Consider the following 12,113-nt stretch of genomic DNA (forward strand, 5'->3'; position numbering starts at 1 on the left):
TCAATAAAAAAATAAACAGCGAGATTAAAGCTCGCTGTTTATTTTTTTAATTAATCACCCAGTCCTAGACGTTCAAAGATTTCATCCACTCGTTTGGTGTAGTAAAGAGGGTTGAAAATTTCATCGATTTCCTCTTGTGTAAGGCGTGATGTCACCTCTGGATCTGCTTCGAGAAGAGGTTTAAAGTCTACTTGATTGTCCCAAGAGTAAGCTGTTTTTGGTTGCACCAAGTCATAGGCTTGCTCACGCGTCATGCCTTTTTCAATCAAGGTCAACATAGCACGTTGGCTAAAGATCAGACCGAAAGTCGAGTTCATGTTGCGGATCATGTTTTCTGGGAAGACCGTCAAGTTCTTGACGATATTTCCAAAACGGTTGAGCATGTAGTCAATCAAAATGGTCGTATCTGGTGTGATAATACGCTCAGCTGATGAGTGAGAGATATCACGTTCGTGCCAGAGAGCAACGTTCTCATAGGCCGTAAGCATATGACCACGGATAACACGCGCCAGACCAGTCATATTTTCAGAACCGATTGGGTTACGTTTGTGAGGCATAGCAGATGAACCTTTTTGTCCTTTGGCAAAGAATTCTTCCACTTCGCGTTGCTCAGATTTTTGCAAACCGCGAATTTCAGTCGCCATACGCTCGATTGAAGTCGCGATGCTAGCAAGAACCGCAAAGTACTCAGCATGAAGGTCACGAGGAAGGACCTGTGTAGAGATTTCTTGGGCACGGATACCAAGCTTGTCGCAGACATATTTCTCTACAAATGGTGGGATGTTGGCAAAGTTCCCAACCGCACCAGAAATCTTACCAGCTTCCACACCAGCAGCCGCATGCTCGAAACGCTCGATATTGCGCTTCATTTCGCTGTACCAAGTCGCCAATTTAAGACCAAAGGTTGTAGGCTCAGCGTGCACACCGTGGGTACGCCCCATCATGATGGTGAACTTGTACTCCTTAGCCTTATCAGCGATGATGTTGGTGAAATTTTCAAGGTCACGACGGATGATGTCGTTGGCCTGCTTGTAGAGGTAACCGTAGGCAGTATCCACCACGTCGGTAGAAGTCAACCCATAGTGAACCCACTTGCGCTCTTCACCAAGAGTCTCAGAAACCGCACGCGTGAAGGCAACCACATCGTGGCGAGTTTCCTGCTCGATTTCCAAAATACGGTCGATGTCAAAATCCGCTTTCTCGCGAATCAAAGCCACATCTTCCTTAGGGATTTCCCCCAACTCAGCCCATGCCTCGTCAGCCAAGATTTCCACCTCAAGCCAAGCACGGTATTTATTTTCTTCACTCCAAATGTTCGCCATCTCAGGGCGAGAGTAACGGTCGATCATTGTTTTTCTCCTTTATTTCCATCATTAATAGTTTCGACGTATATATTCAGCTTGTTTAATATCTCCAACTTGTTCACATGCTTCAATATACATTAACCTCGATTCTTCGCTCATATACATTATCCTTTCCTTAAAATATACTATAGCATCATCAAATTGCTCTAATTTAAATAGTACTCTTGCATATATTTCAGATAACTCTGGCAAACGTATATTTTGTCCTTCTAATTCAAGTATATTGGACAGTCTTTCTTTTGAAGTTTTCAAAGAATCCGCATCATCAAAAGTTGTTTCATCAAAAGTTAGGAAAAATATATTTCCTTCTACAAATTGACGATAGTTTTGAAACTCTCTGTTCTTATAAATATCCGATAATTTTAGGACTTCTTGGTAGAAACCCAGTCTAATCCTAATAGCTATTTGTTTTACCAACTCTAATTCAGTCACGTCTACTTCGTGTAAAATATCAATATTTATTAGTTCTTTTATTAAAAGTAATTTGTCTATAGTTTCGTATTCATAATAATACAATATACTTTTTTCAACAATTATTTCCTTCATTTCTTTTGACAATACAATAATCCGATCTAGCGCAAAGAATAAGGTAATAAATAATACTGGAACTTTTAAAACATCAGAACCAATTTCTAAATTCCCAATTAAAGTAAATCCAAAAAAAATACTATAAATAAATATTTTTTTTAATAATTTCATTTCTTTGCTAGCACTTCCAGTATAGACCCATATAATAAATACTACTAATAAAGCTAGAAGTAAAGAAAAACCTACCCCTACTGGAAATAATCTAAACAGACAATAACTCATAGTTATGAAAAGAATAATTAAAAATATGATTTTCTTTCTACTCTTTTTATTTTTTGTGCTATTCCCCCACCAATTGTAAAGAATATCTTCAAAATAATTTAAATATTGCACAACAGTATAATATTTACCATTTCCAATAGGATGAAAAATAATTAAAATACCAAATAAAACAATAATTAACGTTGCTTGAAAATAAACTCCAAAGATTAGAGTATAAATTAGAATTGTTGAGATTGCAATAAATACTTTCGACTCAAAATTTTGTTTCTTAAACAAGAACATTGTAACCAGTGAAATTATCATTGGAACCGACATCTTAAAAAGCAAAACTAACTCATCAAAAATTATTTCAGAAAATAATTTGAGAGAATCTGCATTCTGAGTTGATGGTACATATTGTAGAAATTCACTCTTCCCTGAAAAAATTGCATCTATTATAAAGTATAGATTAGCAAACGCTACTGCTTGCTGTAAAATAAACGGTTTTATCTGCTGATAAACTACAACTAAAAATATGCATGCAAATATTAAAAAAAGAATTCCATATAAAATGCTTAAAAAATCTCTTTTTTTCAAATCATTTTTAGATACATAATTAATTGATGGCAACAACAAATTATTTATCAATCTAAAATCTAAAAAATTATTTTTCATTAAAAATCTATTCCCTGTATCTTTTCTTTATAATAGCAATTCTCAATTTTTAGACCAATCTCCTTCCTAAGGAAAACAAGACTATTAGATGAGATTGAATAATAGCCATATTAGAGAATTTTGTGCTTCAAAATTTATAGACTTATTCTTCATTATTATCTTCACTATTAGGTTCATTAAGGGGGGTTGGTAAACCTAAAAGCCCATAGTATCAGATATCCCTTTAATAGATTTTAACACTCCATAATCTATTTTAGGTACTTGAATATTTTGGAATACTTCCATCATGGATTTTATCGCATTATTAAAATCAATATTGTTAATATAAAACCTATCCATTGCTGGTTTAATTACTTCTGATGCTGTTTTAGATAAAGATGATAAACTAGCCAGAAACTCCTGATCAAAAATATCATTTGTAAGTTTCCTAGTTGCTTCAAAATCCCATCTCTCAAGCATACTATGTTCAAGCTCTTCTAGTTCTTTAATTGCATCTGACAACAACAAATCTATTTTTTTGTAACTCCTGTAGGTTAGCATGTGAAAATGCATAACGTCATTCCTGTACTCTCTAATACTATTGTAACTGTTTTTAAGCACATCTGCTCTCTCATTATCGGTAAATGGTGCAAAATGCTTTTCCCATATGGTAATTGGGAGAGCTTCTTTTATCATCTGTTTCAGATGATATTCGCTTTTGTCTTGAAAATTTTTAAAATGATTAGTTAGGTTATTAACTGGATTTATATTTATTTCAAATATCAATGAATGGAGTTCAGCTATTTGCAGTCTTTCAATATGCTCTATTGTATGAATTTTTGATAAATCTAATTTATCATTAGTCTGTTCCTTAACAATCCTTACAATATTCTCGTCCTCTAGTGGAGACAAAGCTAATACAAAAATTTTTCGTAATAACGATTCATACGTTTGAAACTTAGGATAAAGCTTATTCGAAAAATACATAGACAAACTATTAGATAGAATTGAATATTTTAAATGATTTCTTCCTAAAAATTCTCTAAATTTTGAAAAGAAAACCTGAAATTTTTCTGCTGAACTTAATTTAGACTTGCTGTATTCATAGCTAAGTATAATTTTAACTAGTCCAGTTTGAAATTGTTGGATATTTATTATAAATTCATTCCCTTTGAAAATACACTTATATTTATTTGAGCGTCCCTCTACATACTTATCATCAACTTCATCTTGGCTGTCAGAAGTAATACTAATTATTTCTTAGCGAAGAAATAATTCTTCAAGTTTAGTAATGCTAATATTTTTAGTTAATAACTCCACCTCAAATTTCATATCTATTCCCTAAAATTCCACTTCTCCTTCAAACTCCTCTTTCCCAATCCACACAGATGGATAGTGGTCGAGTGTATTCAAATCTGTATTCAACGGTAAATCATAAATTGCCAAATAATTTTCTGAGTACTGAGCTACTAGCTCTTCATACTTAGCTCTCACTTTTTCTTGATCACTACTAGCATATAAAACTTCGACAACTGCTCCAGTCTTCTCCTTTTCAATAAATGCATTAACGATGATTTGAATCATATCATTGTCTCCCCTTTAAATAATACCTAGATCAGCCCTTATGACTTGTTCAAGTTCCCAACGAATATCATCCAATTTATTGTTTCTACCATCGTTATATTCTAAAGGTCTACCTGAAATAAAAGCATTGTGCCAAGTAACATCAAACTCAACTAAGTAATTTTTTACGTCTTGACTGGCATACAATTCAATAATCTTATCGGTAGTTCTAAATCGTTCATATTCTTTCTTAGCTAAAAAATACTGATTTTTAATTTTTTCTATTTCCTTGATATAGTATTCTCTATTCCGAATTTCTGTTTTGATATCTTCTGCATCTTGATAGTTAAGATTTTCTCGCTCCAATCGCTTTTGAAAATCTTTCTGAATCTGAATTTCTAAAATTCTATTTACCGTATCGAAATCTTCACGATTAAATACTGGCGAAAACGGTAGGTTAGTCATAACATCATAGGGCGTTTTATTAGGAAATAAAGATATTATCCTGATTAACTCGTTATAAGGTTCCGTTAATTTTTCTTGTTTTTGTACTTGACTTTGTATTTTTCGTTCTTGTACCTTCGATTTTCGTTTATCAACATAGATATAAATCCCCCATAAAAAGCCAAGAATACTTACAATCGCTAATACAGATTGCCAATTAAAATAACCGTGTTCATTTTTAAAAAACATATCCACTAAAAATCAATCCCTTTCCCAAACTCATCCACACTATCTGGCACATCACTAAACAAAGTCACATGTCCCATCTTGCGGTTGTGCTTCGCTTCTATTTTACCATACATGTGGAGGTGGGCGCTTGGATTTTCTGTGACATATTTTTCAGCAGCCTCGACGTGCTGGCCGAGAACATTAAGCATAACGGCTGGCGCATGTAGTTTGATGGCTGGCAATGGTGCTCCGAGAACGCCTAAGATATGGGTATCAAACTGAGAAAAGTCGCAGGCTTCGATAGAGTAGTGCCCAGAATTGTGTGGGCGTGGGGCAATCTCATTGACAATGATGTCATCAGCTGTCGCAAACATTTCCACGCAGAGCGTTCCAGATAGCTTGAGCTGTTCTGCAATTCGCACTGCCATAGATTTGGCCTTTTCAGCTAGACTTTCTGAAATGCGGGCAGGCACAATGGTCTTAGAGAGGATGTTGTTACGGTGGATATTTTCCTGAACTGGGAAAACCGTCACGTCCTTGCCATTTCCTGATGCAATAACAGAAATTTCAAGGTCAAAGTTGACGAATTCTTCCAAGACGCAGTCTGCTGAATCGGCTAGCGCACGGGCTTCTTCCAAGTCTGCTTCTGAGCGAATGACCTTTTGTCCGTGTCCATCATAACCACCTGTTGCAGTCTTGAGAACATAGTTTTTAGACAGGTCCATATCTGCCAAATCTTGACTTGAGGTCACAACCTTGTAAGGTGCCACAGTGACTTGAGCCTTGTTTGAGAGAAAGTCCTTTTCAAAGATGCGATTTTGAGAGATACGAAGCAGGTCTGTACCTTGAGGGAGTTGTCCATCCTTAATAACAGCATCCAAACCGTCAGCATCGACATTTTCAAACTCATAGGTGAGGACATCACAGCGATCTGCCAACTGACGGAGGGCATCCACATCGTTATACGGCGCTACGATGATTTCCGCCACGCGAGAGGCTGGGCAATCAGCCGTAGGATCCAGCGCGATAACCTTATGCCCCATGTAGATAGCAGAGATGGCCATCATCTGCCCCAGCTGACCACCACCGATAATTCCTATTGTTTTAGATGAGCTCATTTGTAGACTCCTCTGCAATTTTTCCTTGCTCTTCTGCGAAATCTGCCAAAGCTGTCGCGATAGCCTGATCTTCTACTGAGAGGAGACGGAGGGCAAAGAGGGCAGCATTAGTCGCACCTGCTTCACCGATCGCCATGGTCGCAACTGGTACGCCACCTGGCATTTGAACAATAGAGTAGAGCGAGTCTACGCCACTAAGAGCGCGCGACTTGACAGGTACCCCAATGACAGGAAGGGTTGTTTTCGCTGCTACCATGCCTGGCAAGTGAGCTGCGCCACCAGCACCTGCGATAATGACCTTAATACCACGGCTACGAGCTTCTTCGGCATGTCTGAACATAAGGTCTGGTGTACGGTGAGCAGAGACAACCTTCTTTTCGTAAGCTATACCGAAGCGGTCTAGGACTTCGGCGGTTTTTTGCATGGTTGCCCAGTCGGATTTTGAACCCATGATGATGGAAATTACTGGTTTCATTTCTTCTCCTTTTTCCTCTTTTTTGACAATTACCTTAGGTTTTGAGGGACGGAAGCAGTCACCAAAGGTGTCTCATGCCTAAATCGGAAGCCCAAGATCTTCCAATTTCCCTGAACGATTGGATTGTCATTCAATCGTTCTTTCACAACGGCGGTGATTGTTCTATATTATTAGCTCGCTAACGCTCGCAAATCAAACGACCATTAACGTATTTTGTGAATTTTTGCTAATTCTTTTTTGATTATGGTCTTAGGTGGTGGGGACGGAAGCAAACCTTCGGTTTCATTCCTAAACTTGGAGCCTAAGTCTCAAATTTTCCCCGACCAGAACAGAGTCTGTTCTGGTCTTTTCACCACGGAGACCATTATCGGGTTTAGCGATTTCGTCGCGTTATTCTTATATCCTTACTTAATTGCCTTGCTTCCGATATCGGTTCGGTAAAAGAGGCCTTCTGTATTTTGTTTGTCGAGTTCCTTGTAGATGGTATCTTGGGCTTCTTTGACGGTATCGTTCGTGGTGACGAGCATATAAACTCGTCCGCCGTTTGATAGCAGTGCTCTGCTATTTTCCGCAAACTTAGCTCCAGCATAGTAGGTGATAATGTCGCCTTCGGTCTTGGATGGAAGCTTAACACCTTTTTCATAAGCTAGTGGGTAGCCATTTGAAGCGACAACCACACCCAGAGTCACACCCTTGTCCGTCCAAGTAATGTTTGGCTCCTTGCCATCCAGAATATCTGTGATGTTTTGTGCAAAGTCAGATGTCAAACGAGGCAGGATAATCTGAGTTTCAGGGTCTCCAAAGCGAGCATTAAACTCGATGACCTTAGGTCCATCAGCTGTCAAGATAAGACCCGCATAAAGGATACCAAGATACGGACGACCTTCTTGAATCATACCTTCTAGGACTGGCTTGACAATGGTGTCAACCGCTGTATCAACTACACTCTGTGGTAAGTGTGGAACTGGCGCATAGGCACCCATACCGCCCGTGTTAGGCCCCTTATCGCCATCATAGGCACGTTTGTGGTCCTGAGCCGTTGGCATGATGTAGAACTTATCGCCGTTGACAAATGCAAAGAGGGAGAACTCCTCCCCATCGAGGAATTCCTCGATAACCACACGCGCACCAGAATCACCGAATTTATTGTCCAAAAGCATCTCGTGAGCTACTTCGACTGCTTGCTCAACCGTCTCCGCAACGACGACACCTTTCCCAAGTGCCAAACCATCTGCCTTGACTACGATAGGCGCACCCTGTTTTTCGATATAGGCCTTGGCTTCCTCGAAATCTGAGAATGTGGCATAGGCTGCTGTCGGAACGCCGTATTTGACCATGATTTCCTTGGCAAAATCCTTGGACCACTCCAACTCCGCTGCCAATCTTGTCGGACCAAAAGCCTTGAGCCCAGCTTTGTTAAAATCATCCACAATCCCAGCCGCAAGGGCGTCATCTGGCCCGATAAAGGACCAAGCGATATCGTTGTCTTTTGCAAACTCAATCAATTTAGAATGTTCGGAAATAGAGATATCTACCAATTCCAACCCATCCAGAGTCATACCGTCATTCCCAGGAGCTACAAAGACTTTTTCAACGTCTTTTGATTCAAGTAACTTTTTAGCAATCGCATGCTCACGACCGCCCAAACCGACAACAAGCAGTTTCATTTCTCAACCTCTTTTGCGAATTATTTACTAACATTATAACACAAACGTTCGTTTTAATCTTGTTCTATTCCGTTTTTTAAGCAAAAAAAGGAAAGAAACTGTTTTCTTCCCTTTCATCTTCTTAATGTCTAAAATGTCTCACGCCTGTGAAGACCATGGCCAAGCCATATTTATCCGCTGCTTCGATAGACTCTTGGTCACGGACAGATCCACCTGGTTGGATAATGGCCTTGATCCCTGCTTTGGCGATTTCTTCCACGTTATCCGCGAATGGGAAGAAGGCATCTGAAGCAAGCACAGCACCGTCAAGGCGGTCTTTAGCTTGGTCAATCGCAATACGGACGGAAGCCACACGGTTAGTCTGACCTGGGCCAACACCAAGTGTCATGTGGTCGTTGGTCACGATGATACCGTTTGATTTCACGTACTTGATAGCCTTCCAAGCGAACTCAAGAGCAGTCGCTTCTGTCTCGGTTGGCTGGCGCTTGGTCACCACTTGCCAGTCAGCTGGCCTCTCTTTGACCACGTCTTGGTTTTGCACGAGAAGTCCACCAACCACGCCAGTGTACTCTGCTTCCACTTCACTAGCATCTTGAGCGTCAAATGGCAAGGCAAGGATGCGCAAGTTTTTCTTTTTATTTGTCAAAATGGCTAGCGCTTCATCCGTATAGCTTGGTGCGATGATGATTTCAAGGAAAACTCCGTGCATCTTCTCAGCAGTCACAGTATCCACCTCACGGTTAAGGACGACAATTCCACCAAAGATAGACACTGGGTCAGACTCATAAGCGTAGTCCCAAGCAGTTTCGATGTCATCAGCCTGACCGATTCCACATGGGTTCATGTGTTTGAGAGCCACAACGGTTGGACGATCTTTGAAGTCACGGATGATACGGATGGCTGCATCCGCATCACGGATATTGTTGAAGGACAATTCTTTACCGTTGAGTTGCTTCGCTGAAGCAATCGAATAGTCAGTCGGCAAAGCTTTTTGGTAGAAGTCTGCATCCTGCTGAGGATTTTCTCCGTAACGCATAGCTTGCTTGAGGTCATAGGTCAAAGTTAGCTTTTCTGGTTTGCTTTCTCCGACTTGAACTGTGAAATATTCCGCAATCAAGGCATCATAAGCCGCTGTGTGACGGAAAACCTTGGCTGCCAAACGTTGACGAGTTTCATAAGTTGTTTCACCGTTTGCTGACAATTCGTCAAGAATCACAGCATAATCCTCTGGGTCTACCACAACTGTTACGCTAGCGTGGTTCTTCGCTGCTGAACGAAGCATAGATGGCCCACCGATATCAATGTTTTCAACTGCATCAGCGTAAGTCACGTCCGGTTTGAGGATGGTTTCCTTAAATGGGTAAAGGTTTACCACAACAAGATCAATGAGCTCAATCTGGTTCTCCTTAGCTGCTTCCAAGTGACTATACAAGTCACGACGAGCCAAAAGTCCCCCGTGGATATTTGGATGAAGGGTCTTGACACGGCCATCCATCATCTCTGGAAAACCAGTCACATCATCGATGGCAATGGTCTTCACCCCAGCTGTATCAAGGGCAATCTTGGTCCCACCTGTTGAGATAATATCCCAACCGAGTTTTTTAAGTTCTTGGGCAAATTTAACAATGCCCGATTTGTCTGAGACACTGATCAAGGCTTTTTTCGTCATTCTATTCCTCTTTCTTTAAATCCAAGCGCATAGCGACTTCGTTATTTTCTTCTATAAATCCTGTTTCCTGAAAACCCAGACTAGTCAGCAGGTGCTTCATTTTTTCATTTCCAACCACATAATCTGCAATAATATGATTGCAAATGCTATCCATCTGAGCCTTTTTGATCAGAACTTCCAAGGCTTTTCGTCCATAACCTCTTCCTTGGTACTGCTGGCCAATCATTATCCGCCAGATAAAGTATTCCGCTTCATCCTTATCTATTTCCAACAGGAGAAAACCAACTACAAGCTCATTCCAATAGATTGCCATTGGAAACACATCCCCATTCTCTCGGTAGAGCCATGCGTCAGCTAAAGAGCGTACATTTGGAGACACGAAACATGCTCGTTCATCAGCTTCAGATATTTTCAAATCCAGCACGGCCTGAAAACTATTCTCATCTACTAATTTCAAATTAATCATTTTTTCTACAGCAAGATTTCACAATCAAAACTTGATTTACTTCTTATCTTCTACCCACCTCTAAACTCTCCAACACTTGAGGATAGAGCTGATACTCGGTGGCATGGATACGAGCTTCAAAACTGTCAATGGTATCATCAGCCAGTCGTGGTACACGGACTTGTTTGATGACCTTTCCTGTATCCACTCCAGAGTCCACCCAGTGAATGGTCACACCACTCTCAGAGACGCCAGCATTCCAAGCATCCTCAATCCCATGAGCTCCTGGAAATTCTGGCAGGTATGCTGGATGGATGTTGATAATCCGTCCTTCATAAGCCGCCAATAAGGTTGGTCCAACGATTTTCATGTAACCTGCTAGACAAACCAAGTCAATCTGGTGCTCTTCTAATAGCTCAACAAGTGCTGCTTCGTAGTCTGCCTTGCTCTCAAACTCCTTGAGTTCAAAAGCATAGGACAGAACGCCGAGCTTGTCTGCACGCTCGAGCACATAGGCGTCACGATGGTCTGAAAAGACAAACTCCACTGGAAACTCTTCGGCAATCATCTGAAAATTTGAGCCATTACCCGAGGCAAAAACCGCTATTTTTTTCATTTGATAATGACACTTTCGTTTTCTTTCTTGACGATACGACCAATTTCATAAACTGGTTCATCCAACAATTCCTTGACACGGCCTACATTTTCAGGGCTAACTGCCAACATGAGTCCCACACCCATATTGAAGATTTCAAACATTTCTTCATGCTTAATCTGACCGTATTTTTCAAGGGCTTTAAAGATTGGTAAGACTGGAATTTTGCTTTCCTCAATCTCTGCAGCCAAGTCAGCCGCAAACATACGAGGGACATTTTCGATAAATCCACCACCTGTGATGTGAGCAATACCATTGACCAACTCTTCTTTGATGAGTGGCAAGACAGCCCTGACATAGATACGGGTCGGCTCAAGAAGGACTTCCTTGAGTTTCTTGCCTTCCAATTCTGGCAAGACTTCCTCACCTGTATAGTCGGCAAATACACGACGAACGAGGGAGTAACCATTTGAGTGAATCCCACTTGAAGCAAGTCCAAGAAGAATATCTCCCTCTGACACCTTTGAGCCGTCAATGATTTGAGATTTTTCAGCCACACCGACCGCAAAACCAGCTAGATCGTAATCATCTTCACCATACATACCAGGCATTTCAGCCGTTTCCCCACCGATGAGGGCAGCACCAGCCTGCACACAACCTTCTGCTACACCAGCAACCACTTGTTCTAGCTTGGCTGGTTCATTCTTCCCTGTCGCCACATAGTCAAGAAAATAGAGGGGCTCCGCACCTGCAGCGATGATGTCATTGACACACATAGCCACACAGTCCTGACCAATGGTATCGTGCTTGTCGTACTTGATAGCCAGCATGAGCTTGGTTCCGACACCGTCAGTCCCTGAAATCAAGACGGGTTCTTTAACCCCAGTCTTTGAAAGGTCAAACATACCACCAAAGCCACCCAGAGCTCCCATGACACCTGCACGCTCCGTACGAGCCACGTGCTTTTTAATCCGTTCAACAACTTCATAACCCGCTTCAACATCCACACCAGATTGAGCGTACGCATTTTTATTTGCCATTTTATTTTTCCTTTTCTTTTTTTGGGAAAGACTGCGACGTATTTTTAGATAAACAATTATTT

The 12,113-nt window shown here is 40.7% G+C and carries 13 protein-coding genes; all 13 read right to left on the bottom strand.

What is annotated here, in order from left to right; genetic code table 11:
* Positions 1–50 precede the first annotated feature (50 nt).
* Positions 51–1,349 carry an adenylosuccinate lyase gene (gene purB / locus RYL77_RS00440; RefSeq protein ID WP_315009016.1) on the bottom strand — a complete coding sequence of 433 codons (1,299 nt, stop codon included), beginning with the start codon at positions 1,347–1,349 and terminating at the stop codon, positions 51–53.
* A 24-nt stretch (positions 1,350–1,373) separates the two neighbouring features.
* Positions 1,374–2,828 (bottom strand): hypothetical protein, encoded by a 1,455-nt coding sequence (locus RYL77_RS00445; protein ID WP_315009017.1) that lies wholly within the window; start codon positions 2,826–2,828, stop codon positions 1,374–1,376.
* Positions 2,829–3,023: 195 nt separating this feature from the next.
* Positions 3,024–3,719, bottom strand: a complete 696-nt coding sequence (locus tag RYL77_RS00450; protein ID WP_315009018.1) for a hypothetical protein — start codon at positions 3,717–3,719, stop codon at positions 3,024–3,026.
* A 429-nt stretch (positions 3,720–4,148) separates the two neighbouring features.
* The gene (locus tag RYL77_RS00455; protein ID WP_315009020.1) at positions 4,149–4,391 is read right to left on the bottom strand and encodes a phosphoribosylaminoimidazole carboxylase; all 243 of its coding nucleotides are present in this window, start codon (positions 4,389–4,391) and stop codon (positions 4,149–4,151) included.
* A gap of 15 nt (positions 4,392–4,406) precedes the next feature.
* Positions 4,407–5,069 (bottom strand): hypothetical protein, encoded by a 663-nt coding sequence (locus RYL77_RS00460; RefSeq protein WP_315009023.1) that lies wholly within the window; start codon positions 5,067–5,069, stop codon positions 4,407–4,409.
* Entirely contained in the window at positions 5,069–6,160 is a 1,092-nt protein-coding gene (gene purK / locus RYL77_RS00465; protein ID WP_315009025.1) for a 5-(carboxyamino)imidazole ribonucleotide synthase, read from the bottom strand. Before purK ends, RYL77_RS00460 begins: the two co-directional genes overlap by 1 nt.
* Positions 6,147–6,635, bottom strand: a complete 489-nt coding sequence (gene purE / locus RYL77_RS00470; protein ID WP_000805595.1) for a 5-(carboxyamino)imidazole ribonucleotide mutase — start codon at positions 6,633–6,635, stop codon at positions 6,147–6,149. The genes purK and purE overlap by 14 nt, the downstream gene beginning before the upstream one ends.
* Before the next feature lie 29 nt (positions 6,636–6,664).
* Positions 6,665–6,781, bottom strand: a complete 117-nt coding sequence (locus RYL77_RS00475; protein ID WP_315009028.1) for a phosphoribosylaminoimidazole carboxylase — start codon at positions 6,779–6,781, stop codon at positions 6,665–6,667.
* 258 nt (positions 6,782–7,039) lie between these two features.
* Complete coding sequence (purD, locus tag RYL77_RS00480) at positions 7,040–8,302, bottom strand: phosphoribosylamine--glycine ligase (protein WP_315009030.1); 1,263 nt, start codon at positions 8,300–8,302, stop codon at positions 7,040–7,042.
* A 121-nt stretch (positions 8,303–8,423) separates the two neighbouring features.
* On the bottom strand, positions 8,424–9,971 hold the full coding sequence (purH, locus tag RYL77_RS00485; protein ID WP_315009031.1) for a bifunctional phosphoribosylaminoimidazolecarboxamide formyltransferase/IMP cyclohydrolase: 1,548 nt from the start codon (positions 9,969–9,971) through the stop codon (positions 8,424–8,426).
* A 1-nt stretch (position 9,972) separates the two neighbouring features.
* Positions 9,973–10,437 carry a GNAT family N-acetyltransferase gene (locus RYL77_RS00490; protein WP_042900093.1) on the bottom strand — a complete coding sequence of 155 codons (465 nt, stop codon included), beginning with the start codon at positions 10,435–10,437 and terminating at the stop codon, positions 9,973–9,975.
* A 43-nt stretch (positions 10,438–10,480) separates the two neighbouring features.
* Entirely contained in the window at positions 10,481–11,032 is a 552-nt protein-coding gene (gene purN / locus RYL77_RS00495) for a phosphoribosylglycinamide formyltransferase (RefSeq protein ID WP_315009034.1), read from the bottom strand.
* Positions 11,029–12,051, bottom strand: a complete 1,023-nt coding sequence (purM, locus tag RYL77_RS00500; RefSeq protein WP_315009036.1) for a phosphoribosylformylglycinamidine cyclo-ligase — start codon at positions 12,049–12,051, stop codon at positions 11,029–11,031. Before purM ends, purN begins: the two co-directional genes overlap by 4 nt.
* Positions 12,052–12,113: the final 62 nt, after the last annotated feature.

This window comes from uncultured Streptococcus sp. (assembly GCF_963516515.1).
GTDB lineage: Bacteria > Bacillota > Bacilli > Lactobacillales > Streptococcaceae > Streptococcus.

Excerpts from the sequence above, each read along its gene's own strand:
- purB (WP_315009016.1), bottom strand. The coding sequence starts at position 1,349 with ATGATCGACCGTTACTCTCGCCCTGAGATGGCGAACATTTGGAGTGAA.
- RYL77_RS00445 (WP_315009017.1), bottom strand. The coding sequence starts at position 2,828 with ATGAAAAATAATTTTTTAGATTTTAGATTGATAAATAATTTGTTGTTG.
- RYL77_RS00455 (WP_315009020.1), bottom strand. The coding sequence starts at position 4,391 with ATGATTCAAATCATCGTTAATGCATTTATTGAAAAGGAGAAGACTGGA.
- purK (WP_315009025.1), bottom strand. The coding sequence starts at position 6,160 with ATGAGCTCATCTAAAACAATAGGAATTATCGGTGGTGGTCAGCTGGGG.
- purE (WP_000805595.1), bottom strand. The coding sequence starts at position 6,635 with ATGAAACCAGTAATTTCCATCATCATGGGTTCAAAATCCGACTGGGCA.
- purD (WP_315009030.1), bottom strand. The coding sequence starts at position 8,302 with ATGAAACTGCTTGTTGTCGGTTTGGGCGGTCGTGAGCATGCGATTGCT.
- purH (WP_315009031.1), bottom strand. The coding sequence starts at position 9,971 with ATGACGAAAAAAGCCTTGATCAGTGTCTCAGACAAATCGGGCATTGTT.
- RYL77_RS00490 (WP_042900093.1), bottom strand. The coding sequence starts at position 10,437 with ATGATTAATTTGAAATTAGTAGATGAGAATAGTTTTCAGGCCGTGCTG.
- purN (WP_315009034.1), bottom strand. The coding sequence starts at position 11,032 with ATGAAAAAAATAGCGGTTTTTGCCTCGGGTAATGGCTCAAATTTTCAG.
- purM (WP_315009036.1), bottom strand. The coding sequence starts at position 12,051 with ATGGCAAATAAAAATGCGTACGCTCAATCTGGTGTGGATGTTGAAGCG.